Source organism: Streptomyces sp. NBC_01334, assembly GCF_035983595.1.
GTDB classification, from domain to species: Bacteria; Actinomycetota; Actinomycetes; order Streptomycetales; family Streptomycetaceae; genus Streptomyces; species Streptomyces coriariae.
In genome coordinates, this window is the sequence record NZ_CP130718.1 from 2,894,627 (window position 1) to 2,918,543 (window position 23,917).

At 70.9% G+C, this 23,917-nt stretch carries 23 protein-coding genes and 1 pseudogene; 9 read left to right on the forward strand and 15 right to left on the reverse strand.

Translation table 11 applies throughout. The features are described 5' to 3' along the window. Positions 1–8: 8 nt before the first annotated feature. Positions 9–629 carry an aa3-type cytochrome oxidase subunit III gene (gene ctaE / locus OG736_RS13175; RefSeq protein WP_020129998.1) on the reverse strand — a complete coding sequence of 207 codons (621 nt, stop codon included), beginning with the start codon at positions 627–629 and terminating at the stop codon, positions 9–11. Positions 630–807: 178 nt separating this feature from the next. Here ctaE and OG736_RS13180 point away from each other — a divergent pair, with 178 nt between their 5' ends. Then, the gene (locus OG736_RS13180) at positions 808–1,212 is read left to right on the forward strand and encodes a response regulator (protein ID WP_327182600.1); all 405 of its coding nucleotides are present in this window, start codon (positions 808–810) and stop codon (positions 1,210–1,212) included. Positions 1,213–1,269: 57 nt separating this feature from the next. On the opposite strand, the gene OG736_RS13185 is transcribed toward OG736_RS13180, so the two are convergent. From OG736_RS13185 to ctaC, 4 genes are all read right to left on the reverse strand, one after another. Next, on the reverse strand, positions 1,270–2,523 hold the full coding sequence (locus OG736_RS13185; RefSeq protein ID WP_327182601.1) for a L,D-transpeptidase: 1,254 nt from the start codon (positions 2,521–2,523) through the stop codon (positions 1,270–1,272). A gap of 131 nt (positions 2,524–2,654) precedes the next feature. Further along, entirely contained in the window at positions 2,655–3,053 is a 399-nt protein-coding gene (locus OG736_RS13190) for a cytochrome c oxidase subunit 4 (RefSeq protein ID WP_327182602.1), read from the reverse strand. Then, positions 3,050–4,786: an aa3-type cytochrome oxidase subunit I gene (gene ctaD / locus OG736_RS13195; RefSeq protein ID WP_327182603.1), complete on the reverse strand. Its 1,737-nt coding sequence runs from the start codon at positions 4,784–4,786 to the stop codon at positions 3,050–3,052. The genes OG736_RS13190 and ctaD overlap by 4 nt, the downstream gene beginning before the upstream one ends. Further along, entirely contained in the window at positions 4,783–5,742 is a 960-nt protein-coding gene (gene ctaC / locus OG736_RS13200; RefSeq protein WP_020130003.1) for an aa3-type cytochrome oxidase subunit II, read from the reverse strand. The genes ctaD and ctaC overlap by 4 nt, the downstream gene beginning before the upstream one ends. A gap of 309 nt (positions 5,743–6,051) precedes the next feature. Between ctaC and OG736_RS13205 the strand changes: the two genes are divergently transcribed. Continuing rightward, positions 6,052–7,434 carry a cysteine desulfurase/sulfurtransferase TusA family protein gene (locus OG736_RS13205; RefSeq protein ID WP_327182604.1) on the forward strand — a complete coding sequence of 461 codons (1,383 nt, stop codon included), beginning with the start codon at positions 6,052–6,054 and terminating at the stop codon, positions 7,432–7,434. A gap of 1 nt (position 7,435) precedes the next feature. On the opposite strand, the gene OG736_RS13210 is transcribed toward OG736_RS13205, so the two are convergent. Then, complete coding sequence (locus tag OG736_RS13210) at positions 7,436–8,410, reverse strand: carbohydrate kinase family protein (RefSeq protein WP_327182605.1); 975 nt, start codon at positions 8,408–8,410, stop codon at positions 7,436–7,438. Between the two features lie 130 nt (positions 8,411–8,540). Here OG736_RS13210 and OG736_RS13215 point away from each other — a divergent pair, with 130 nt between their 5' ends. Together OG736_RS13215 and OG736_RS13220 are read left to right on the forward strand one after the other, a co-directional pair. Then, positions 8,541–8,750: a hypothetical protein gene (locus OG736_RS13215; protein ID WP_327182606.1), complete on the forward strand. Its 210-nt coding sequence runs from the start codon at positions 8,541–8,543 to the stop codon at positions 8,748–8,750. 129 nt (positions 8,751–8,879) lie between these two features. Then, the gene (locus OG736_RS13220; RefSeq protein WP_327182607.1) at positions 8,880–10,730 is read left to right on the forward strand and encodes a flagellar basal body-associated FliL family protein; all 1,851 of its coding nucleotides are present in this window, start codon (positions 8,880–8,882) and stop codon (positions 10,728–10,730) included. Between the two features lie 96 nt (positions 10,731–10,826). Here OG736_RS13220 and OG736_RS13225 read toward each other — a convergent pair whose 3' ends face one another. After that, positions 10,827–11,183 (reverse strand): HesB/IscA family protein, encoded by a 357-nt coding sequence (locus OG736_RS13225; protein ID WP_015033024.1) that lies wholly within the window; start codon positions 11,181–11,183, stop codon positions 10,827–10,829. A gap of 277 nt (positions 11,184–11,460) precedes the next feature. Here OG736_RS13225 and nadA point away from each other — a divergent pair, with 277 nt between their 5' ends. Then, complete coding sequence (gene nadA / locus OG736_RS13230; RefSeq protein ID WP_327182608.1) at positions 11,461–12,645, forward strand: quinolinate synthase NadA; 1,185 nt, start codon at positions 11,461–11,463, stop codon at positions 12,643–12,645. An 18-nt stretch (positions 12,646–12,663) separates the two neighbouring features. Here nadA and OG736_RS13235 read toward each other — a convergent pair whose 3' ends face one another. The 6 genes and pseudogenes from OG736_RS13235 to OG736_RS13260 all read right to left on the reverse strand — a co-directional run bounded on the left by OG736_RS13235 (position 12,664) and on the right by OG736_RS13260 (position 18,287). Next, positions 12,664–14,895 (reverse strand): serine/threonine-protein kinase, encoded by a 2,232-nt coding sequence (locus OG736_RS13235; protein WP_327182609.1) that lies wholly within the window; start codon positions 14,893–14,895, stop codon positions 12,664–12,666. 36 nt (positions 14,896–14,931) lie between these two features. Then, positions 14,932–15,183: pseudogene (locus OG736_RS13240) on the reverse strand (hypothetical protein); the annotation flags it as partial. Then, on the reverse strand, positions 15,165–15,848 hold the full coding sequence (locus OG736_RS13245; protein WP_267020334.1) for a response regulator: 684 nt from the start codon (positions 15,846–15,848) through the stop codon (positions 15,165–15,167). The pseudogene OG736_RS13240 and the gene OG736_RS13245, both read right to left, overlap by 19 nt. After that, positions 15,845–17,068, reverse strand: a complete 1,224-nt coding sequence (locus OG736_RS13250; protein WP_327182611.1) for a sensor histidine kinase — start codon at positions 17,066–17,068, stop codon at positions 15,845–15,847. The genes OG736_RS13245 and OG736_RS13250 overlap by 4 nt, the downstream gene beginning before the upstream one ends. A 135-nt stretch (positions 17,069–17,203) precedes the next feature. Continuing rightward, positions 17,204–17,482: a PspA-associated protein PspAA gene (pspAA, locus tag OG736_RS13255; RefSeq protein WP_327182612.1), complete on the reverse strand. Its 279-nt coding sequence runs from the start codon at positions 17,480–17,482 to the stop codon at positions 17,204–17,206. A 34-nt stretch (positions 17,483–17,516) separates the two neighbouring features. Beyond that, the gene (locus OG736_RS13260) at positions 17,517–18,287 is read right to left on the reverse strand and encodes a PspA/IM30 family protein (RefSeq protein ID WP_253268195.1); all 771 of its coding nucleotides are present in this window, start codon (positions 18,285–18,287) and stop codon (positions 17,517–17,519) included. A gap of 324 nt (positions 18,288–18,611) precedes the next feature. On the opposite strand from OG736_RS13260, the gene OG736_RS13265 reads away from it, so the two are divergent. Together OG736_RS13265 and OG736_RS13270 are read left to right on the forward strand one after the other, a co-directional pair. Then, positions 18,612–19,208, forward strand: coding sequence for a DUF3043 domain-containing protein (locus tag OG736_RS13265; RefSeq protein ID WP_028806871.1), 597 nt, complete (start codon positions 18,612–18,614; stop codon positions 19,206–19,208). 83 nt (positions 19,209–19,291) lie between these two features. After that, positions 19,292–20,002 (forward strand): class I SAM-dependent methyltransferase, encoded by a 711-nt coding sequence (locus tag OG736_RS13270; protein WP_327187599.1) that lies wholly within the window; start codon positions 19,292–19,294, stop codon positions 20,000–20,002. A 75-nt stretch (positions 20,003–20,077) separates the two neighbouring features. Here OG736_RS13270 and OG736_RS13275 read toward each other — a convergent pair whose 3' ends face one another. Beyond that, positions 20,078–20,290 carry a hypothetical protein gene (locus tag OG736_RS13275; RefSeq protein ID WP_020130018.1) on the reverse strand — a complete coding sequence of 71 codons (213 nt, stop codon included), beginning with the start codon at positions 20,288–20,290 and terminating at the stop codon, positions 20,078–20,080. A gap of 114 nt (positions 20,291–20,404) precedes the next feature. Here OG736_RS13275 and OG736_RS13280 point away from each other — a divergent pair, with 114 nt between their 5' ends. After that, the gene (locus OG736_RS13280; RefSeq protein ID WP_327182613.1) at positions 20,405–21,628 is read left to right on the forward strand and encodes a bifunctional adenosylcobinamide kinase/adenosylcobinamide-phosphate guanylyltransferase; all 1,224 of its coding nucleotides are present in this window, start codon (positions 20,405–20,407) and stop codon (positions 21,626–21,628) included. A gap of 3 nt (positions 21,629–21,631) precedes the next feature. Here OG736_RS13280 and OG736_RS13285 read toward each other — a convergent pair whose 3' ends face one another. Then, complete coding sequence (locus OG736_RS13285) at positions 21,632–22,531, reverse strand: class I SAM-dependent methyltransferase (protein ID WP_327182614.1); 900 nt, start codon at positions 22,529–22,531, stop codon at positions 21,632–21,634. Between the two features lie 149 nt (positions 22,532–22,680). On the opposite strand from OG736_RS13285, the gene cobT reads away from it, so the two are divergent. Continuing rightward, on the forward strand, positions 22,681–23,886 hold the full coding sequence (cobT, locus tag OG736_RS13290) for a nicotinate-nucleotide--dimethylbenzimidazole phosphoribosyltransferase (RefSeq protein ID WP_327182615.1): 1,206 nt from the start codon (positions 22,681–22,683) through the stop codon (positions 23,884–23,886). Positions 23,887–23,917 lie beyond the last annotated feature (31 nt).

Genomic DNA, 23,917 nt, shown 5'->3' on the forward strand with positions numbered 1-23,917 from the left:
GTGCCCGGCTACTTGATCATGTAGATCGTGGCGAAGAGGCCGATCCAGACGACGTCGACGAAGTGCCAGTAGTAGGACACGACGATGGCCGCGGTCGCCTGCTCGTGGGTGAACCTCTTGGCCGCGTAGGTGCGCCCGAGGACGAACAGGAAGGCGATGAGGCCGCCCGTCACGTGCATGCCGTGGAAGCCGGTGGTCAGGTAGAACACCGAGCCGTACGGGTCGGAGGAGAGCGAGAGCCCGTCCTTCTTCACCAGCTCCGTGTACTCGAAGATCTGACCGCCGATGAAGATCGCACCCATGATGAAGGTGACGATGAACCACATCCTGAGCTTCTTCACGTCACCGCGCTCGGCGGCGAAGACGCCGAGCTGGCAGGTGAGCGAGGAGAGCACCAGGATCGTGGTGTTGGTGGCCGAGAACGGGAAGTTCAGGGCCTCGGCCATTTCCTTCCAGTGATCAGGACCCGTCACCGATCGCAGGGTGAAGTACATCGCGAAGAGGGCCGCGAAGAACATCAGCTCGGAACTCAGCCAGATGATGGTTCCGACACTGGTGAGGTTCGGCCGATTGACCGACGGGTGCGCGTGCCCGGTTTCTACTGTCGTTGCTGTCGCCACGACCGACATTATGTCGGTCCCTTATCCCGCCCTCACTCCGGGGGGTGCCGTTCGGAGTGTTCGCACCGTGTGTACTGCCCGTATGGCCCATCGAAGTGGTGTTCCAAGCGGTGTTGACGACGTGTTCAAGGGAGTAGCATCCGCGGCATCGGTTCTGTCCGTACGACGCTGATGTCACGGAGGAAGCATGCAGGCGACCGCCACGGTGCTGGTCTACAGCGACGACGCCAACACCCGCGAGCAGGTCCGGCTCGCGACCGGGCGCAGGCCAGCGCCGGACGTCCCCGTGGTGGAGTTCCTGGAGTGCGCGACGCCCGCGGCGGTGCTGCGAGAGCTGGACAGGGGCGGCGTCGACGTCGTCGTCCTGGACGGCGAGGCCGCGCCCATGGGTGGCATGGGGCTGTGCCGGCAGATCAAGGACGAGATCTTCCGGTGCCCGCCGGTGCTTCTGCTCATCGGGCGGCCCCAGGACGCCTGGCTCGCCACCTGGAGCCGCGCTGACGCGGCTGTGACGCTGCCTGTGGAGCCCGTGGAGTTCGCTTCGGCCCTGGCGTCCTTGATGCGGCGCAAGAGCCTTACACAGAGCGCCTAGCGAGGGCACAGGGGCGTGGGGTTCCCCGCGCCCCCGGCGGCCGCGCCCCGGCAGTACCTACACCGCGGCAGGCCGCAGTCTCGACGTGTCCTGCTCCGCCTTCTGCTTGCCGCCCGTCAGCGCGCTGCCCTTGGTCCACTTCTTCCAGTCCAGGTTCCAGTCGCCGAAGCCGTTGCCGAAGGTCTCCATCGTGTCGCCGTAGCTGTTGACGACCTGGACGACGTCGCCCTGGCGGATGTTGTCGAAGAACCACTCGGCGTTGGACGTGCTCATGCCGGTGCAGCCGTGGCTGACGTTCGCGTACCCCTGGGAGCCCACGGACCAGGGAGCCGCGTGGACGTACTCGCCGCTCCAGGTGACGCGGGTGGCGTAGTACACGGGCAGGTCGTAGGACTCCGAGGAACCCTCCGCGATACCGACGGTGGTGCCGCGCATCCGTACGAAGTACTCCTTGCCCAGGACGACCTTGACGCCGTTGCGGGTCTCGAAGCCGGGCTTGCCGGTGGTGACGGGGATCTGGTTGATCTCCTCGTTGTTCTTGAAGACCGTCATGGAGTGCGACGACGCGTCCGTGACGGCGATGACCCGGTCGCCGATCGTGAGCTTGAGGTCCTTCGTGGGGCCGCCCCACAGCCGGTCGCCGATCTTGATGCCGTCCAGGTTGCTGTGCACCCGGAGACTGGCGTGGGCGGGCCAGTACTCCTGCGGCCGGTAGTGGAGTTCCTTGTCGTCCACCCAGTGCCAGCCGCCCTGCACGGACGGCGTCGAGTCGACCTTGAGGGCGCGTTCGACGACGGCCCGCTGGGCGGGGTCCTTGATGGGCTGGTCCAGCTTGGCGGTGACGGGCTGGCCGACGCCGTACTCGCCCGCATCGGGGCCGAACTCGACCCCCAGGCGCTTCTTGGAGGTGGGCTTGCCGGTGTCGAAGGTGAGCACCCGGCGGCCGGGGGCGCCGTCGTCGTCCTCGGTGCTCACGCGGACCGTGTAGTGGGCGTTCGCGGCCAGCGGCTCGGTGCTGTGCCAGCGGCTGCCGTCGGCGGCGAGTTCGCCCGCCACGTAACGGCCCGCGCCGTCCACGGCGATGACGTCCGTGATGCGGTCGTCGTCCTCCGCGGTGACCTCGAGAGGCTTGTCCGGGTCGGACTTCTTCCCGTCGCCACCGAGGTTGCTGAAGGAGATCTGGTCCGTCGCGTCGTAGGGGCGCGCGGAGAGCGGATTGCCGTCCGAGCCGCAGGCGCTTGCAACCGCGCCCAGGGCGATCACCAGCAGGGTGCAGCCCACGACGGTGCGAGGGCGGGGTTCGTGGCTCATGACTTCACGCTAGGGAGCCGGGTCGGCCGCGGCACGCTGAGTGACACGGACGGAGGAGCACCGTTGCGGCAAAAGCGTGAGCCCGGACCCTCCTGACGGAGTGTCCGGGCTCAGCCTGTGTTCAGCGCGTGCTACTGGGTGCGGCTCTCACCGCGGTAGTACTCGAAGACCCAGCCCCACAGACCGATGAGGATCATCGGCAGGGAGAAGTACAGCAGCCACCAGCCGACAGCGACCCCCAGGAAGGCCAGGGCGCCGCCGATGCCCAGCGACAGCGGCTGCCAGCTGTGCGGGCTGAAGAAGCCCAGCTCGCCGGCGTCGTCCGCGACGTCCGCCTCCTTGTTGTCCTGCGCGCCCGCGTCGACCCGCCGGGCGGTGAAGCCCAGGTAGAAGCCGATCATGATGCACAGGCCGAAGGCCAGGAAGAGGGCCGTGGTACCGGCCGGCTCCTTCGACCACACGCCATAGACGATCGCCATGACGAGGACGAAGACGCTCAGCCAGACGAACATCTTGCCCTGGATCTTCACTTGCCGGCCTCCTTGCTGCCCGAGATGGCACTGGCACCGTGGCCGGCGTGCTCCAGCTGCTCGATCGCGGCGATCTCGGGGTGGTGCAGGTCGAACGCCGGGGATTCACTGCGGATCCGCGGCAGGGTGAGGAAGTTGTGGCGCGGCGGCGGGCAGGAGGTGGCCCACTCCAGGGAGCGGCCGTAGCCCCACGGGTCGTCGACGCCGACCGGCTTGCCGTACTTGGCGGTCTTCCACACGTTGTAGAAGAACGGCAGGACGGACAGACCGAGGACGAACGAGCTGATCGTCGAGATCGTGTTCAGGGCGGTGAAGCCGTCGGCCGCCAGGTAGTCGGCGTACCGACGCGGCATGCCCTCGGCGCCCAGCCAGTGCTGGACCAGGAAGGTGCCGTGGAAGCCGACGAACAGCGTCCAGAAGGTGATCTTGCCGAGGCGCTCGTCGAGCATCTTGCCGGTGAACTTCGGCCACCAGAAGTGGAAGCCGGAGAACATCGCGAAGACGACGGTGCCGAAGACGACGTAGTGGAAGTGCGCCACCACGAAGTACGAGTCGGACACATGGAAGTCCATCGGCGGCGAGGCCAGGATGACGCCGGTCAGACCACCGAAGGTGAAGGTGATGAGGAAGCCCGTCGCCCACAGCATCGGTGTCTCGAAGGACAGTGAGCCCTTCCACATCGTTCCGATCCAGTTGAAGAACTTCACGCCCGTCGGCACGGCGATGAGGAACGTCATGAAGGAGAAGAACGGCAGCAGCACGCCACCCGTGACGTACATGTGGTGCGCCCACACCGTCACGGAGAGACCCGCGATCGAGATGGTGGCCGCGATCAGGCCCATGTAGCCGAACATCGGCTTGCGGGAGAACACCGGGATCACTTCGGAGATGATCCCGAAGAACGGCAAGGCGATGATGTACACCTCTGGATGGCCGAAGAACCAGAAGAGGTGTTGCCACAGCAACGCGCCGCCGTTGGCGGCGTCGAAGACATGGGCACCGAACTTGCGGTCCGCCTCCAGGGCGAACAGCGCGGCCGCGAGGACCGGGAAGGCCAGCAGGACCAGGACACCGGTCAGCAGGACGTTCCAGGTGAAGATCGGCATCCGGAACATCGTCATGCCGGGCGCGCGCATGCAGATGATCGTGGTGATGAAGTTGACCGAGCCGAGGATGGTGCCGAAGCCGGAGAAGGCCAGACCCATGATCCACATGTCGGCGCCGATGCCGGGGCTGCGGACCGCGTCCGACAGCGGGGCGTAGGCGAACCAGCCGAAGTCGGCCGCACCCTGCGGGGTGAGGAAGCCGGCGACGGCGATCAGCGAGCCGAACAGGTAGAGCCAGTAGGCGAACATGTTCAGCCGCGGGAAGGCGACGTCCGGCGCGCCGATCTGGAGCGGCATGATCCAGTTCGTGAAGCCGGCGAACAGCGGCGTCGCGAACATCAGCAGCATGATCGTGCCGTGCATCGTGAACGCTTGGTTGAACTGCTCGTTCGACATGATCTGCAAGCCCGGTCGGGCGAGCTCGGCGCGCATGAGGAGCGCCATGACGCCACCGATGCAGAAGAACGCGAACGACGTGACCAGGTACAACGTACCGATGGTCTTGTGGTCGGTGGTCGTCAGCCACTTCACCACGACGTTGCCGGGCTGCTTGCGCCTGACCGGCAGCTCGTTCTCGTACGAGTCCTCAGCTGCGGAGGCACCCTGGGGTTCGTTGAGGATGCTCACAGGTTGTTCGTCTCCCGGTTCTTCTCGTGGCTCGTCTGCTCGATGCCCGCGGGAACGTAACCGGTCTGCCCCTTCTTCACGAGGTCCTTGAGGTGCTGCTCGTAGCGCTCCTGGGAGACGACCTTCACGTTGAAGAGCATCCGGGAGTGGTCGACGCCGCAGAGCTCGGCGCACTTGCCCAGGTAGGTGCCCTCCTTGTTGGGGGTCACCTGGAAGGAGTTGGTGTGGCCCGGGATGACGTCCTGCTTCATCAGGAACGGCACCACCCAGAAGGAGTGGATGACGTCACGCGAGGTGAGGACGAAGCGGACCGTCTTGCCCTCAGGGAGCCAGAGGGTCGGGCCGGGGTTGTTGGTCTGCGGGTTCCGCTCACCGGGAGTACCGCAGGTGTAGACGCCGCCGGCGTTGTCGGGGAAGTCCGCCTTGAACCGGTCCGGGATCGCGGCCAGGTTCTTGTCGGTCTTCGCGTTCCCGTCGGAACCGTCGACGTTCTCGATGTAGTTGAAGCACCAGCTCCACTGGAAGCCGACCACGTTCACCGTGACATCGGGCTTCTTGTCGAGGCTCAGCAGCTTCGACTCGTCACGGGCCGTGAAATAGAACAGCACCGAGACGATGATGATCGGAACCACCGTGTACAGCGCCTCGATGGGCATGTTGTACCGGGTCTGCGGAGGAACTTCGACCTTGGTGCGGCTGCGCCGGTGGAAGAAAGCACTCCACAGGATCAGGCCCCACACCAGCACGCCGGTGGCCAGCGCGGCTGCCCAGGATCCCTGCCACAGGGAGAGGATCCGCGGAGCCTCTTCTGTGACCGGGGTGGGCATACCAAGGCGGGGGAAGTCCTTGTATGTGCAACCGGTGGCGGTCGCCAGGACCAGGCCCGCGGTCATTGCCTGGAGCAGCTTCCGCCGCATCGGGCGCCGCGGCGAGCGGTCGGAGCCGTTGGGACTCACGTAGCGCCTTCCCGAGAGTCTCGCCCGCGCGGTTGGCTGCGGCCTGCCTTCTCGCGGGTCGGTCGCCGCCCTGCGTCGGGCAGGGGTTTGGATGTTTATGCGGACCAAACCCTAGCCGACGCCCTCCGGGGGTTCGCGGGGAGGGTGGCATACGCGCCGCGGGTCACCCCGAAGGGGTGGGATGAGCGTCTGATAGCGCCTAATAGCTCGTCAATGCGGCATGTATGGCGGCTGCGGGCCCGCTGTGGCCTGTTGCGCAGTTCCCCGTGCCCTGGGGTGCCGACCGCACCGGCGCTTTACCGTTGCCGTGTGTCCTACTTCGACGCTGCTTCTGCCGCTCCCCTGCATCCCGTGGCCCGCCAGGCCCTGTTGGCCTCGCTCGACGAGGGGTGGGCCGATCCTGCCCGTCTGTACCGGGAGGGGCGGCGGGCGCGGATGCTGCTGGACGCCGCCCGGGAGGCGGCCGCCGAGGCGGTGGGCTGCCGGCCGGACGAACTGGTCTTCACCGCTTCCGGAACGCGGGCCGTGCACACCGGGATCGCGGGCGCGCTGGCCGGGCGTCGGAGGGTCGGACGTCACCTGATCGTGTCAGCCGTCGAACACTCCTCGGTACTCCATTCGGCAGAGACGTTCGAGGCGGAGGGCGGGGCGGTGACCCGGGTCCCGGTGGTCAGGACCGGTGCGGTCGCCGTCGGGTCGTACGGCGACGCCCTGCGGTCCGACACCGCGCTGGCCTGTCTCCAGTCGGCCAACCACGAGGTGGGGACCGAGCAGCCGGTGGCGGCCGTGGCCGAGCTGTGCCGGGAGGCGGGGGTGCCGCTGCTGGTGGACGCGGCGCAGTCGCTCGGCTGGGGGCCGGTGGAGGGGCCCTGGTCGCTGCTGGCGGCGAGCGCGCACAAGTGGGGCGGGCCGTCCGGGGTGGGGCTTCTCGCGGTGCGCAAGGGGGTGCGGTTCGCCGTCCAAGGGCCGGTGGACGAGCGGGAGTCGGGGCGAGCTGCCGGGTTCGAGAACATTCCGGCGATCGTGGCCGCGGCGGCCTCACTGCGGGCGGTACGGGCGCAGGCGGCCGCCGAGGCGGTACGGCTGCGGGAGCTGACGGCGCGGATCCGGGCGCGGGTGGCGGCCGTCGTACCGGATGTGGAGGTCGTCGGGGACCCGCTGCGGCGGCTGCCGGGGATCGTCACCTTCTCCTGTCTGTACGTCGACGGGGAGGCGCTGCTGCACGAGTTGGACCGGGAGGGGTTCTCCGTGTCCTCCGGGTCGTCCTGCACCAGCAGCACGCTCACGCCCAGCCATGTGCTGAAGGCGATGGGGGTGCTGAGTGAGGGAAACGTGCGGGTTTCGTTGCCGACGGGGGTCGCCGAGGAGGACGTCGAGCGGTTCCTCGCCGTGCTGCCGGGGGCGGTGGCGGGGGTGCGGGAGAAGCTCGGGGCGCCCGTTCCGCCGACCGGTGCCGCCGTACGCGGCGACGAGCTCGTCGTGGACGCGCTGGGCAAACGGTGTCCGATTCCCGTCATCGAGCTGGCGAAGGTCATCGGGGAGGTGCCGGTCGGGGGCACGGTGCGGGTGCTGTCCGACGACGAAGCGGCCCGTCTGGACATCCCCGCCTGGTGCGAGATGCGGGACCAGGAGTACGTCGGTGAGGAGCCGGCGGACCGAGGCTCGGCCTATGTGGTCCGCCGGCTGTCCTGAGTCAGGCCAGGTGCTTGCGGACCTCGGTGGCGGCATCGTCGCCGTAGGCCTTGGTGAAGCGGTCCATGAAGTGGGCGCGGCGCAGCTGGTACTCCTGGGTGCCGACCGTCTCGATCACGAGGGTGGCGAGCATGCAGCCGATCTGCGCGGCGCGCTCGTGGGAGACGCCCCAGGCCAGGCCGGAGAGGAAGCCGGCGCGGAAGGCGTCACCGACGCCCGTGGGCTCGACCTTGGCCTCCTCCTCCGGGCAGCCGACCTCGATCGGGTCCTCGCCGGCCCGCTCGACACGGACGCCGCGCGAGCCGAGGGTGGTGACGCGGTGGCCGACCTTGGAGAGGATCTCGGCGTCCGTCCAGCCCGTCTTGGACTCGATGAGGCCCTTCTCGTACTCGTTGGAGAACAGGTACGTCGCGCCCTCCAGCAGTATCCGGATCTCGTCGCCGTTCATACGGGCGATCTGCTGGGAGAAGTCGGCCGCGAAGGGGATCGAGCGGGTACGGCACTCCTCGGTGTGGCGGAGCATCGCCTCCGGGTCGTCGGCGCCGATCAGGACCAGGTCCAGGCCGCCCACCCGGTCGGCGACGGTCTTCAGCTCGATGAGGCGGGCCTCGCTCATCGCACCGGTGTAGAAGGAGCCGATCTGGTTGTGGTCGGCGTCGGTGGTGCACACGAAGCGGGCGGTGTGCAGGGTCTCGGAGATACGGACCGACGCGGTGTCGACGCCGTGCCGGTCGAGCCAGGCCCGGTACTCGTCGAAGTCCGCGCCCGCGGCGCCGACCAGGATCGGGTCGGTCCCCAGCTGGCCCATGCCGAAGGCGATGTTCGCGCCCACGCCGCCCCGGCGCACGTCCAGGTTGTCGACCAGGAAGGAGAGCGAGACCGTGTGCAGCTGGTCCGCGACGAGCTGGTCGGCGAAGCGGCCGGGGAACGTCATGAGGTGGTCGGTGGCGATGGAGCCGGTGACTGCGATGCGCACGGCGTGGACTCTCCTGAGGGGAGGGGGATTGACAGTTCACGCTACCCGGTCGACCCGCGCCACTGAAGCAGCCGAAACTACCCGATAGTAGATCTTTCTTCGCGGCCTCCGGCGTGCATACGGTTCGGCTATGACGAACCTCAAGGTCCACGCCCCCGCTCCGGCCGACATCGACGGCGACCTGGCGTCGCTGCGCGGTGACGGCGCCCGGATGGCTCGGCACTGGGCCGCCCCGGAGAAGATCACTTCCCTTCCGGTCTCCCCGTCACTCATCCTCGGCGTGATCGTTCCGGCGACGTCGGCGCGGCTCCTGGAGGCGATGCCGGACTACGGCAACTAGGGGTAAACCCTCGATTTCCTTCGGTACGGCGCTCGGGAGGGAACCGTGCGCTCCCCCGTCGCGTCCCATCGCCGTCCCCCGTAAAGGGGATGTGGGGTACGACAGCAGGGCAGCCGAAGGAGCGATGCGGTGAACACCGAGCGACCCGAGAACGACGACGCCGCGCGCGAGCCGGAGGAGACGGGTTCGGAGACGGCCGAGGCCGAGGTCCGGGAGACCGAGGTCCAGGAGGCGCGGGCCGAGGGCGCGCCGGCCACGGAGACCGGCGTTCCGGACGAGGAGGCCGGCCCGACCGACACTCCCGTCGGCTCCGATGCCGGGGCTCCCGCCGTTTCCGAGGCCGACACCACCGCGGACACCGGCACCACGGACATCAGCACTGCGGACACCGGCACTGCGGACACGGACACCGACGCCGGTGAGCGGGCCGCCGCGTCCGAGGCCGGCGTCGGCGCCGATGCCGGCGAGGTGCCGGCCGATTCCGGCTCCGGCGCGGACGACGGCGCGGACGAGCACGTCGTCGGGCCGGTGGCCGAGGACGCGCCCCCGGCGGGCCCGCGCCGCCGCTCCCCCGTGCTCATCGCCTCCGTAGCGGCCGCCGTGCTGCTGGTGGGCGGGGGCGGGGCCTATCTGACCTCCAGTACGGTCGGCGGCTCCGGTGGGGGTGCCGGCGCCGGTTCACCGTCCGGGGACGGCACCCCCGCGGCGCTCCTCCTGGACGACCACTCCGTGGGTACGGGTACCCCCGAGGGCGGTACGAGCGGTATCGCACCCGGTGAGCCGAACCCCTACGGGGTGACCTACAAGGCCGCCGGCACCCTTCCCGACGGTCCCGGCTCCGCGCCCGTGTACTGGGCGAAGGGCGAGATCACGAAGGACGAGGTGGCCCGGCTGGCGAAGGCACTGGGGGCCGAGGGGACGCCGGTCGTCGACGGCGAGGCGTGGAAGGTCGGCGCCGGGAACGACGGCTCCGGCCCGGTGCTGCGGGTGAACCGGCAGGCGCCGGGGATGTGGACGTTCACCCGGTACACGCCCGGCACCGACAACTGCACGGCCGGCACCGACAAGTGCACGGTGACTCCCCCGGCCGGATCCGGCGCCCCGGTGAGCGAGGCTGCCGCGAAGAGGGCGGCGGCGCCGGTACTCGAGGCGGTCGGGCAGGACGGCGCCCGGCTGGACGCGAGTCAGGTCATGGGGAGCCAGCGGGTGGTGAACGCCGACCCCGTGTTCGGCGAGCTGCCCACCTACGGCTGGACGACCGGGATCAGCGTCGGCGCCCAGGGCGAGGTGGTCGCCGGGAACGGGCAGCTGGAACCGCCGGTGAAGGGCGACACCTACCCCCTGCTGAGCGCGCGGGAGGCGCTGGACGCGTTGAACACGGCGCCGGGGACGGACCACCGGATGGGCATCGGCGGCTGTGCCAGTCCGGTGCCGCTGAAGGACCGGCTGGAGAGTCCGTGCGGTTCGTCCACGGCGGCCCCCCAGGCGCAGACGGCGACGGTCGAGGGCGCGGTGCTCGGGCTGGCGCCGCACACCTCGGGCGGACGGCAGGTGCTCGTACCGTCCTGGCTGTTCGACGTGAAGGCCGCAGGGGTCGCGGGCGGCTACACGGTCACGCAGCCGGCCGTCGAGCCGGCGTATCTGAAGTCCGCCGCGACGCCCACGCCGTCGCCGACCGCGTCCTCGGGGACGCGGGACGTGAAGGTGGACGGCTACACCGTCGAGGGCGACGATCTGGTCGTGAGCTTCACCGGCGGGGTGTGCGGCGACTACAAGGCCACGGCGACCGAGAGCGGCGACGAGGTGAAGGTCACCGTGACCGAGACGCCGTGGAAGGACAAGGTCTGCATCCTGATCGCCAAGGAGTACCACCAGACCGTGCACCTGGACGCCTCGCTGGGCAGCCGGAAGGTCGTCGGGTCGGACGGCGCGGCGATCCCGCTGGAGAAGGCGGGCGCGCGGCTGCCGCAGGTCCAGTAACGCCCGGCAGCGGTTCGCGCGGCGCGAACGCGAAGGCGGCGGCCCCGTTGGAGGGGGCCGCCGCCTTCGCGTCGTTCAGCGGTACGAACGGGCGACCTAGCTGAAGGAGTCGCCGCAGGCGCAGGAGCCCGTCGCGTTCGGGTTGTCGATCGTGAAGCCCTGCTTCTCGATGGTGTCGACGAAGTCGATGGAGGCGCCGCCCAGGTACGGGGCGCTCATCCGGTCGGTGACGACCTTGACGCCGTCGAAGTCCTTCACCACGTCACCGTCGAGCGAACGCTCGTCGAAGAAGAGCTGGTAGCGCAGGCCCGAGCAGCCGCCGGGCTGAACGGCGACGCGCAGTGCCAGGTCCTCGCGGCCTTCCTGGTCGAGCAGGGCCTTGACCTTCGCCGCGGCGGCGTCGGACAGGAGGATGCCGTCGCTGACAGTGGTCTTCTCGTCCGATACGGACATCTACATCTCTCCCGGGTTGTACGGAGACTGCTTGCCGACGTTTCCAACCGTCGGGGCCGCGGATTCATTCCGCGCCGAGGAGTCGTGTTTCCACTTCTTTCCTCTTCTTGCCCTTCATGCTCGCACACACGCGATGCGGCGGACAGCGGCCTTCGGAGCGGCGCCGACCACGGCGCGGGATTCACGTCACATCGACGCGATGACCATCGTCAAAGTGACGTGAAGCGGGTTATGATAGATAACGTCAGATCGACGAAAAGTAGAAAGGGTGCGTGCCGTGACCACCGCCCAGACCACGGAGCTCGACGTACAGCCGACTCCGCTCGCCCTGTTGCTGCTCGGCCGTGAGGCCGACCCGAAGAGCGAGCGGGGCGTCGAGTGCCCCGGCGACCTGCCCTCGCCCTCGGACCCGGACCTGGTCGAGCGGGCCCGCGCCGCCAAGGAGAAGCTCGGTGACAAGGTCTTCGTGCTCGGCCACCACTACCAGCGCGACGAGGTCATCCAGTTCGCCGACGTCACGGGCGACTCCTTCAAGCTGGCCAAGGACGCGGCCGCTCGCCCGGAGGCCGAGTACATCGTGTTCTGCGGTGTGCACTTCATGGCCGAGTCCGCGGACATCCTGACGTCCGACGACCAGAAGGTGGTCCTCCCCGACCTCGCCGCCGGGTGCTCGATGGCCGACATGGCCACCGCCGAGCAGGTGGCCGAGTGCTGGGACGTGCTGACCGAGGCCGGCATAGCCGAGCAGGTCGTGCCCGTCTCGTACATGAACTCGTCCGCGGACATCAAGGCGTTCACGGGCAAGCACGGCGGCACGATCTGCACCTCCTCCAACGCCCAGCGGGCCCTGGAGTGGGCCTTCGAGCAGGGCGAGAAGATCCTCTTCCTCCCCGACCAGCACCTCGGTCGCAACACCGCCGTACGGGACATGGGCCTGTCCCTCGAGGACTGCGTCCTGTACAACCCGCACAAGCCCAACGGCGGGCTGACCGCCGAGCAGCTGCGCGACGCGAAGATGATCCTCTGGCGGGGCCACTGCTCGGTGCACGGCCGCTTCAGCCTGGAGTCGGTCGAGGACGTCCGCGCCCGGATCCCCGGCGTGAACGTGCTCGTGCACCCCGAGTGCCGGCACGAGGTCGTGGCCGCGGCGGACTACGTCGGCTCGACCGAGTACATCATCAAGGCGCTGGAGGCGGCCCCGGCCGGCTCGAAGTGGGCCATCGGCACGGAGCTGAACCTGGTGCGCCGGCTGGCGAACCGCTTCGCGCCCGAGGGCAAGGAGATCGTCTTCCTCGACAAGACGGTCTGCTTCTGCTCGACGATGAACCGGATCGACCTCCCCCACCTGGTCTGGACCCTGGAGTCCCTCGCCGAGGGCAAGCTGGTCAACCGGATCCAGGTCGACCAGGAGACCGAGGCGTTCGCGAAGCTGGCGCTGGAGCGGATGCTGGCGCTTCCGTAGCCCCGCCGTGGGCCCGGATCACCCCGACAGCGGCTCCTGGTCGGGGTGATCCGGGTCCAGCGTGAAGACGGTCCCGTCGGGGCTGAGCACCACCAGGGCGCCTTCGTCGAGGAACACCCGTCCCGCGGCATAGCCGGCCCCGACGACCTGCTCGGCCCGTGCGGGGGACTCCCACAACAGGCTGCCCGTCTCGATGTCGAGGGCGGCGACCCGTCCGGAGGCGCTGGCCGCGAACACCGCACGCCCCTGCCCGTCGGCGACGGGAGTGCCGGGCTGCTGAAGGGTCGTCGAGGTCTGCCACAGCTGCTCGCCCGTCTCGGGCGAGTGGGCGACCAGCTGCCCCGCGGAGGAGGCGAAGCAGAGCACTCCGCCCACCAGCGCCACCTCGCCGCGCGGGTCGCCCACCAGCTTCCTCGTGCGTACGGCGCCGGTGTCCGGGTCGATCAGCAGGACCTCGCCGTACGCCGACTCCGCGGAACTCTGGGCGTCCCGCGGAATGAACATCACGAAGGCCAGATCGCCGCCGACAGCGCCGACGTGGACGGCGTCGCCGTCCGGCACGCTCACCTTCCGGGTCGAGCCGTCGGCCGGGTCGACGGCGTAGAACACGGTGCGCGACGGTGTGCCCGCGTCGCCGCAGCCGGCGTACGGGACGCCGTCGACGTCGTAGAACTGGCAGCCGTAGGTGGGCCCGGCGGGCAGGGTGGCCGTCCAGCGCGCGGTTCCGTCGCGTGGGTCGCGGGCGGTCACCCGGTTGCCGTCGGGGGTCATCAGCAGGTCGCCCATGAGGGCGGCGGTGACGCCGGTCGCGCTCATCGGGTGCGACCAGAGCCGCTTGCCGGTGGCGGAGTCGAGGGCGACGACGGTCATGGTCTCGTCGTCGCCCGCGCTGTTCATGACCGACTGGGAGACCAGCAGCACGCCGTCGTGCACCCCGAGGACCACGCTGCCGTATGCCTTCTGCGCCACGCCCGGGGGCACGGAGTCGGCCCGCCAGGCGAGCCGGCCCGTCGCCCCGTCGACACGGACCGGGAGGGTGCCGTTGCCGCCGCAGTACAGAGCGCCCTCGCCCATGGCACAGGACAGGGAGGTGCCGGTTCCGGAGTCCCCGCCGCCCAGCGGCTTCCTCACCCCGCTCGCGGCGGTCCCGAACACCGAGGTCCGCCAGGGCTTCCAGCCGTTGGGCAGCGGATCCCAGCTGGGCGCCCCGGAGTCGGCGACGTCCGAGTCCGCCGCCTCGCCGTTCCCCTCGAAGGGGTCGAACAGGAGGTAGCCGGTGAGCGACATGGCCAGCAGACCCGCCACCCCGGCGAGGACCGGCCACCGGCGCAGCCGGGAGCGGCGGCCCGTGCGGGGCGCGGCCGCGGCCGGTCCTGGCTCCTCGCCCGCCTCGGGCGCGGGCGGCAGACGCAGGGTCACCGTCTCCATGTCGCCCGCCGCGGGTTCGGGCAGCGCCTCCGCGAACTCCCCGGCCAGCTCGTCGAGTCCGGGCCGGTCGTCGGCGTCCTTGGCCAGACAGCGGGTCATGATCGCGCGCAGCGGTTCGGCGACCGCGTCCACCTTCGGTTCCTCGTGCATCACCCGCCACGCCGTCAGATAGGGGCTGTCGGCGTCGAAGGGGCCGCGGCCGGTCGCGGCGAAGACCAGCAGCGCGCCGAGGGAGAAGACGTCCGAGGCGGGGCCGACCGACCGGGCGTCCTTGAACTGCTCCGGGGACATGAACGGCGGGGTGCCGATGGCGTGGCCGGTCTCGGTGAGGGTCTGGTTCTCGGTGGCGCGGGAGATGCCGAAGTCGATGACCCGAGGGCCGTCCTGCGCCATCAGGACGTTGGAGGGCTTGAGGTCGCGGTGGACGACCCCGGCCCGGTGGATGTCCCGCAGCGCCTCCACCAGACCCAGGGCCAGCCGGCGCAGCTCCGCGCCCTTGAGCGGGCCGGCGCTCCGGATCCGGGCGGAGAGGGCCGGTCCGGGCACGTACTGGGTCGCCATCCAGGGCCGTTCGGCCTCCGGGTCGGCGTCCACGACCGGCGCGGTGAAGGCGCCGCTCACCTTGCGGACGGCGTCGATCTCCTGCCGGAAGCGGGCCCGGAAGACCTTGTCCTCCGCGAACTGGGCGTGCACCACCTTGACGGCGACCTCACGCCCCGAGCGGGACCGGCCCAGGTAGACGACGCCCATGCCACCGGACCCGATCCGGTCCACGATCCGGTACCCGCCGAGCGCCTTCGGGTCGTCCTTGTGCAGCGCCAACGCCCCGGTCCCCTTCCCCCGCAGAGCAGTTCGAGTTCACAGGATAGGGAATCCGTACGGGGGAAGGGCACCGGCGCCGCGGCGTCGGACCCCGGCAGGTTCCGGGGTCTTCTCGGGCTGCGCCGACTGCCGCTTCGCGGCACGCTTCCTCACCCGGCGCTCCATGCGCAGTTCGGGCATCGCGCACAGCGTCGGGACGAGCAGCGGGGTGAGCAGGGTCGAGGTGATCAGACCGCCGATCACGACCACCGCCGGCGGTTGGGCCGGACTCACTCCACCCTCGGACGTACCAGCCCCGACTCGTACGCGATCACCACGAGCTGGGCCCGGTCGCGCGCGCCCAGCTTGGCCATGGCCCGGTTGACGTGCGTCTTCACGGTGAGCGGGCTGACCTCGAGGCGCTCGGCGATCTCGTCGTTGGAGTGGCCGCCGGCGACCTGCACGAGGACCTCGCGCTCGCGCACGGTGAGTGCGTCCAGCCGGGCGGAGCGGGCCGGGTCGTGTTCGTCGTCCATCGCGCCGCCCTGGGCCAGGAAGCGGGCGATCAGGCCCTTGGTGGCGGTCGGCGAGAGCAGGGCCTCCCCGCCGGCGGCGACCCGTATCGCGCTCAGCAGTTCCTCCGGCTCACTGCCCTTGCCGAGGAAACCGGAAGCGCCGGCCCGCAGCGACTGCACCACGTAGTCGTCGACCTCGAACGTCGTCAGGATGACCACCCTGACGTGCGCGAGGGAGGGATCGGCGCTGATCAGCCGGGTCGCGGCGAGACCGTCCGTACCGGGCATGCGGATGTCCATCAGGACGACGTCGGCCCGCTGCTCCCTGGCCAGCCGGACCGCCTCGGCGCCGTCGGACGCCTCGCCGACCACCTCCATGTCGGACTCCGAGTCGACGAGCACGCGGAACGCGCTGCGCAGCAGCGCCTGGTCGTCGGCGAGCAGGACACGGATGGTCATGCGTTCTCCCCCGTGGTGGCCGTGCGGGTCTTGACCGGCAGGATCGCATGGACGCGGAAGCCGCCTCCGTAGCGGGGACCGGTGGTGAGGGTGCCGCGCAGGGCGGTGACGCGCTCCCGCATGCCGAGCAGGCCGTGGCCGCCGCCGGCCTCCGGGGGCCCGTCGTCCGCGGGACGCCCGTTGTCGAGGACCGTGACCTCGATGTTCGGTCCTACGCGTACGACGCTGACCTCGGCCTTCGCCTCGGATCCCGCGTGCTTCTGGACGTTGGTGAGAGCTTCCTGGATGACCCGGTAGGCGGCCAGCTCGACGGCGGCCGGGAGCTTCGTCCCGTGGTCGGTACGGGCCACCTCGACCTGGAGGCCGGCGCTGCGGAAGGTGCCGGCCAGTTCGTCGAGCCGGTCCAGGCCGGGTGCGGGCTCGGTGGGGGCCTCGGGGTCGCCGGACTGGCGCAGCAGCCCGACGGTGGCCCGCAGTTCGTTGAGCGCGGAGCGGCTCGCCTCGCGGACGTGGGCGAGGGCCTCCTTGGCCTGGTCGGGCCGCTTGTCCATGACATGCGCGGCGACTCCGGCCTGGACGTTGACCAGGGCGATGTGGTGGGCGACGACGTCGTGCAGGTCGCGGGCGATACGCAGGCGCTCCTCGGCGACCCGGCGGCGGGCCTCCTCCTCCCGGGTGCGCTCCGCGCGCTCGGCGCGGTCCCGGATGGCCTGGACGACGGCCCGGCGGCTGCGGACCGCGTCGCCGGCGGTGGCGCCGATGCCGGTCCAGGCGAGGATCCCCAGGTTCTCCTGGGCGTACCAGGGCAGCGGTCCGGCGAGCATGGCCGCGCCGGTCAGGATCGTCATGGTGAGCAGACCGGCGCGCACGGTGGTGGCGCGGTCGGTCGTGGCGGCGACGGTGAACAGGGCGATCACGGCGGACATGGCGACGGGGGCCCGGGGGTCGCCGGTGACGGACTCGATCACGGAGGCGGCGCCGGTGAGGGCGAGGACCGTCATGGGGGCGCTGCGGCGGAAGACGAGGGCGACGGCGGAGAGGGTCATCAGCAGCAGGCTGAGCGGGTCGGGGCTGCGGATGCGCCAGCTGACGCCGTGCCCTCCGTGCGGGTCGACGAAGGAGCCGGCCAGCATGCAGAGCAGTACGCCCGCGGCGAGCGCGGCGTCCAGGGCCAGAGGGTGGGCGTGCAGTTGGCGCTGGGCGCGGGCAAGGGGGGTCACTGTTCAGTTACCGTCGCTTTCCTCGCCGTATCGGGGGCTGCCGCCCCGCACCCCCGCTGTCGGCCGTGACCGGACCTCGTCCTCGATCGCCGGACGGGCTGGAACACCGTGATCCGCGCTGAGGAGTCGCCGTCCTCAGCCCGGGATCAGACCGTCGTCGCTCAGCATCTCCCGGACCTCCTCCAGGCTCGCGTCCGGGGCCGGGAGGATCAGTTCCGAGGGTTCCAGGGCGGCGTCCGGCAGCGGGTCGCCGAGGCGGCGGACGGCGTCCAGGAGGGCGCCGAGGGTGCGGTGGAAGCCGTCCTCGTCGCCGCTCTCCATCTCCGCGAGCAGCTCGTCGTCCAGCGTGTTCAGTTCGACGAGATGGGAGTCGGCCAGTTGCCACTGGCCCTCCCCCATGATCCGTACGATCATGTCGCCCTCCTCGGCTCCGGTCCCCGGCGCCGGGCTACTGCTTGTCGAAGCGCGGGGTGTCCTGCGGCTGCTGCTGGGACTGCGACTGGCCCGTGCCACCTTCGATGGCCTGCTGGCCGGCCGAGCTGCCCCCGGCGAGCTCGGCCTTCATGCGCTGCAGTTCCAGCTCTACATCCGTACCACCGGAGAGCCGGTCCAGCTCGGCCTGGAGGTCGTCCTTCGCGATGCCCGTCGGGTCGTCCAGGGCGCCGGACGCCATGAGCTCGTCGAGGGCGCCCGCGCGGGCCTGGAGCTGGGCGGTCTTGTCCTCGGCACGCTGGATGGCCAGGCCGACGTCGCCCATCTCCTCGGAGATGCCGGAGAAGGCCTCGCCGATGCGGGTCTGGGCCTGGGCGGCGGTGTAGGTGGCCTTGATGGTCTCCTTCTTCGTACGGAAGGCGTCCACCTTGGCCTGCAGGCGCTGGGCCGCGAGGGTGAGCTTCTCCTCCTCGCCCTGGAGCGTGGAGTGCTGCGTCTCGAGGTCGGTGACCTGCTGCTGGAGCGCCGCACGGCGGGAGAGCGCCTCGCGGGCGAGGTCCTCCCGGCCGAGCGCGAGCGCCTTGCGGCCCTGGTCCTCCAGCTTGGAGGACTGCGACTGCAACTGGTTCAGCTGGAGTTCCAGGCGCTTGCGCGAGGTCGCGACATCGGCGACACCGCGGCGGACCTTCTGGAGAAGCTCCAGCTGCTTCTGGTACGAGTAGTCGAGGGTTTCGCGCGGGTCCTCGGCCCGGTCAAGGGCCTTGTTCGCCTTCGCGCGGAAGATCATCCCCATACGCTTCATGACACCGCTCATGGGCTTCGCGCGCCCCCTTCTGACGTCCAGCTCCAGCTCTGCGACAGAACCCACAGTACGGGCCCTGCATCCATTGACGCACTGTTCGGGGACGGATGCGCTCATCCCCAAGGACGACTGACCAAGACCTTGCTCCGGCGTAGGGAGTAGGTGACCTTCAGGGTGAGCGATCGGTCACCCTGCGCCCCCTCTTTCCCGCTCCTGTCCCGGTCTGTCCCCTCTACAGACGACTGGTGTTGCCGGATCGTTCCCCTCCGGGCTGTGGTCCATGCTCGCGAGCGCTTACCCTTGGGTTTTGTGTTCCGTAGCCGTGCCAAGGAAGAGAAGGCCCCCGCCGACAAGGCCGTGGTGACCGACTCCATGCAGCCCCGTGACCCGCAGGCCAAGAAGGGCAGGCCCACGCCCAAGCGCAGTGAGGCCCAGTCCCAGCGCCGCAGCGTCGCCAACACCTCGACGTCCCGCAAGGACGCCGCCAAGCGGCAGCGCAGCGAACGCCGCGCCCAGCTGGACAGGCAGCGCCAGGCGCTGGCCGGCGGGGACGAGCGGTACCTGCCGGTCCGCGACAAGGGCCCCGTCCGCAAGTTCGCGCGCGAGTTCATCGACTCCCGGTTCAACGTGGCGGAGTTCTTCCTGCCGATGGCCGTGGTCATCCTCGTGCTGAGCATGGTGCGGGTGGGCTCGCTCCAGACCATCGCACTGCTGCTGTGGCTGGTCGTGATCGTGCTGATCGTGCTGGACTCGTTCGTCACGAGCTTCCGGCTGCGCAAGCAGCTCGCCGAGCGCTTCCCCGACCAGAACCGTCGGGGCGCGGTGGCGTACGCGCTGATGCGCTCCCTCCAGATGCGTCGGCTCCGGCTGCCCAAGCCGCAGATCAAGCGCGGAGCACGGCCCTGAGCACTGCGGCTTTCTCCGGGGGGGCGGCCGAGGCCTGGTTGAACAGGCTGGGTGGGCTGCGTGACGTCGTACGACAGGAGCTGGTGGCCCGGCAGCTCGACGAGCAGATAACGGGGCGCTACCCGGTCGGGCAGCGCCTGCGGGTGCTGGACGTGGGGATGGGCCAGGGGACGCAGGCACTGCGGCTGGCCCGGCTCGGGCATCAGGTGACCGGGCTCGAGCGGGACGCGACGATGATCGCCGCTGCCCGGGAGGCCCTGTGCGGCGAACCCGAGGGCATCCGGGAGCGGATGCGGATCATCGAGGGTGACGGCCGGGACACCGGTGTGCACTTCCTGCCCGGCAGTTTCGACGTGGTGCTCTGCCATGGCGTGCTCATGTACGTCGAGGAGCCGGACGCGCTGCTCGCGGGGCTCGCGCGGATGCTGGCCCCGGGCGGGCTGCTGTCGCTGCTCGTGCGCAACGCGGACGCGCTGGCCATGCGGCCGGGTCTGTCCGGCGACTGGGCGGGCGCGCTCGGCGCCTTCGACACCGTCGGCTACCGCAACCGGTTGGGGCTCGACGTACGGGCGGACCGGCTGGCGACGCTGACCGACGCGCTGGCCGGGATCGGGGCGCCGCTCCAGGCCTGGTACGGCGTGCGGGTCTTCACGGACACGGCGGCTGACGGGACGGAGATCCCGCAGGACCCGCGACAGCGGGAGAGCCTGCTCTCCGCCGAGGAGCGGGCCGGGCGGACCGACCCCTACCGGCAGGTGGCGGCGCTGCTGCATCTGTGCGGGGTGCGTGGCTGAGCCGGACCGGCGCTCTTCACTCGTCCGGGTGAGCGGTGGCCGGGGTGGCCGTGCGGCGACCACCCCGACGGAGGGCTACGCCTCGTTCGCGTGCAGGCTCATCGGGCCGTAGATCTCGGCGGAGTCCTCGAAGAGCCGCACCTGGTCCGCGCCGCCTTCGAGGAGGTCCTTCCACACTTCCCCGATCCAGGACTCGGCGTCCCCCTGCGTGGTGAACTCCTCGGGCTGTACCGCTGGTTGGACCTCCGTCCCGTCGGCCTTCTCGAACCGCCACGTCCATGCCGCCATGTACGCCTCCCAGCTGTGACCACGTGCAGAGCAGAAGCCGGATCTTGGTCCGGCTTCTGCTGTGCAGCCTAGTCGGATGCGCAAGAGCTGGTCAGACGCGCGAAAATCAGCTCCGTGGAAGTCACTCTGCTCGGTACCGGTGCCCCCGCGGGCCTGCCCCGCCCCGACTGCTCCTGCGCCGTGTGCGCGACCTCGCTCGGGGCTGACGCGCGGGCGGCGACCGCGCTGCTCGTCGACGGGGCCCTGTTGCTCGACCTGACGCCGGGCGCGGCGTTCGCGGCCGCGCGGGCCGGGCATTCGCTGGGCGGGGTGCGGCAGGTGCTGCTGACGCATCCGCACGACGGGCCCCCGGTGGAGGTGCCGGCCGGGCTGCCGCAGCCCGGCCGGGTGCCGGACTGGCGGGAGTCGCCGCTGGTGACGGGGCATCGGGTGCGGGCGGTGGCGATGGACGCGCCCGGCACCGGGTACGCGGTGGCCGGCCCGGACGGGCAGCGGCTGCTGTACCTGCCGCCCGGCGGCGCGCCGGCCGGCCTGGAGGAGGGGTCGGAGGCCGCCGAGCCGTACGACATGGTCCTGGCGGATCTGGTGGGGCGCCCGGACGCGCTGGCGAAGCTGCGGGCGGTGGGCGCGGTGGGGCCGGCGACCGACGTGGTCGCCGTCCACCTGGACCATGACGTGCCGCCGGGCGCGGAGTTGCGGCGGCGGCTCGCGGCGGCCGGGGCGCGGGCGGTGCCGGACGGCTCGACGTTGATCGTGGGGGTGTACGAGGACGTGCCGGACGTGTCGCGGCGGACGCTGGTGCTGGGCGGGGCCCGGTCGGGGAAGTCGGTGGAGGCGGAACGGCGGTTGGAGTCCTTCCCGGACGTGCTGTACGTCGCCACCGGCGGGACCCGGGGCGGCGACACCGAGTGGGCGTCCCGGGTCGCCGCGCACCGCGACCGGCGGCCGGGGTCGTGGCGGACGGTGGAGACCTGCGACCTCGTGCCGCTGCTGGCGCAGGACGGCGCCCCGCTGCTGATCGACTGTCTGTCGCTGTGGCTGACGGACGTCATGGACTCCGTCGGGGCGTGGGACGACGCCCAGTGGGCGGACGGCGGCGAACGGGCGCTGCGCGCGCGGGTGGTGGAACTCGCACAGGCCGTGCGGTCGGCCCGGCGGACCGTCGTCCTGGTCTCCAACGAGGTGGGGTCGGGGATCGTGCCGGCCACGGCGTCGGGCCGGCGGTACCGGGACGAGCTGGGGCGGCTGAACGCGGCCGTCGCCGCCGAGTGCGAGGAGGTGGTGCTGGTGGTGGCGGGCCAGGCACTGGTGTTGCGGGGACCGGTGCCGGGCGCCTGACGGTCAGTTCCTGCGCGCGATGACCTGGTAGGCGTTGGAGAAGCGCGTACGGCGCAGGGCCGGGGCCAGCAGGTGGTCGAGTACGGCGGCCAGGGCGGTCAGCGGCCCGGCCGTCCGGCGCAGCCGGCTCCTGTTCAGGTAGAGCGAGGCGGCCGTCGACAGGTCGTGCGGGGTGTGCGGCGTGCGGTGGTCCGTCACGACGATCTCGCAGCCCTGGGCCTCGAGTTCGGCCCGGAGGTTGGCCGGCGGGATCAGGTGGAGGTGGCGGGGCTGGTCGTAGGAGTGCCACCACTTGCCCAGCACGGCCGCGGACGCACTGGCCGGGTCCGGGAGCTGGACGAGGAGGTGGCCGCCCGGCCGCAGGGCCGTCAGCGCCGCCGCGAGCTCCCGCCTCGGGTCCCGGGTGTGTTCCAGATGGTGGAGCATGCTGACCACGTCGTAGCGGCCGCGCAGGCGGGACAGGACCTCCGGTGCCGTCAGCGGGCCCAGGTGTGCCTCGTCGATCCGGCCCGCGGCTCTCGCCCGCTCCACCCTCGGGGTCGGGTCCACCCCGTCGAACGCCGTGTAGGTGAACAGCTCCCTCGCCGCCGCCGGGAAGAACGCGTCCCCCGTGCCCACGTCCAGCCAGCTCTCCGGCTCGGGGAAGGGCAGCATCGCCCGGGCCGTCGCCCTGAGGTGCCCGCGGTCGGACCGTTGCTCGCCCTCGGCGCCGTACAGCGCCAGCCCCTCGGGGGTCAGGCGGGGGTTCTGGAAGGCGTGCGCGCAGTCCCGGCACTCGTCGACCACGAAGGTGCCCGGCCGGCGGTGGCGCAGATCCGGTGCGCGCAGCCGGGTGCGCAGGCGCTTCGAGCCGCACCAGGGGCAGTCGTCGCGGCGCGGCTCGTGGACGGGCCTGGGGGGCATGAGCGGCTCCGGGGATGACATCGAGAACGAACGACAATTAGCAGCAAACCGGAACGTATGGGATACCGATCTTGGGCGCAATGACGTCACGCGGGTGTGGTGGCGATGTGGCGCGGAACCGTTCGATCGGTGCCGGTACTGTTCGGCGAATGAGCTCGCTTAATCTCGACGACTTCACCGATCTGATCGAGCGCCCCGACGGTGGGGTGCGCCGCGACGCGGAGGCGCGCCGGGAACGTCAGATCGTGCCGCCCGGATCGCTGGGGCGCCTGGACGACCTGGGCGAGTGGCTGGCGGCGGCACAGGGCTCGTCGCCCGTGCGGCCGGTCGAGCGGCCGCGGGTGGTGCTGTTCGCCGGGGACCACGGCATCGCCGAGCTCGGCGTCTCCGCCCGACCGGCGGGCAGCGCCTCGGAGTTGGTGCGGGAGGTCATCGAGGGCGGCCGTCCGGTCTCCGTGCTCGCCCGCCGGCTCGGCGTGCCCGTGCGCGTCGTGGACATGGCCCTGGACTGCGACCCGGCCCTGTTCCCCGAGGACGTCGTACGGCACCGGGTGCGGCGCGGCAGCGGCCGTATCGACATCGAGGACGCGCTCACGCTCGAGGAGGCCGAGGCGGCCTTCCGGGCGGGTGTGGCCGTCGCGGACGAGGAGGCCGACTCCGGCACGGACCTGGTCGTGCTCGGCGACATCAGCGTCGGCGGCACGACGGCCGCGGGCGCGCTGGTCGCCGCGCTGTGCGGGACCGACGCGTCCGTGGTGACCGGGCGGGGCGGCGAGGCGATCGACGACCTGGCGTGGATGCGCAAGTGCGCGGCGGTCCGGGACGCGCTCAGGCGGGCGCGGCCGGTGCTCGGGGAGCAGTTGCAACTGCTGGCGACGGTGGGCGGGGCCGATCTCGCCGCCATGACGGGTTTTCTGCTCCAGTGCGCGGTACGGAAGTTGCCCGTCGTGCTGGACGGCGTGGTGGCGGCCGCCTGCGCGCTCGTGGGGCAGCGGGTCGCGTTCCGGGCGCCGGACTGGTGGCTGGCCGCGCACAAGAGCGGTGAACCGGGACAGGCGAAGGCACTCGACCGGATGGCCCTGGAACCGCTGCTGGACCAGGGCGTGAAGGTCGGCGAGGGCGCCGGGGCCCTGCTCGCGCTCCCGCTGGTGCAGGCCGCCGCCGCACTGGCGGCCGAACTCCCCGAGAAGCCGGAGGAGCCGGTGGAGCCGGTGGAGCCGGTGGAGCCGGAAGCAGCAGAGGCGTCCGCGACTTCCGAGGCTCCCGAGGCTTCCGTGGCATCGCAGGCATCCACGGCATCGCAGGCATCCGCGGTCTCCGGCGAGCAGTACGAGGAGAAGCCGGAATCGGAGTAGCGAAGCGGCTTAAAGGGACAGGCGGCGCCAA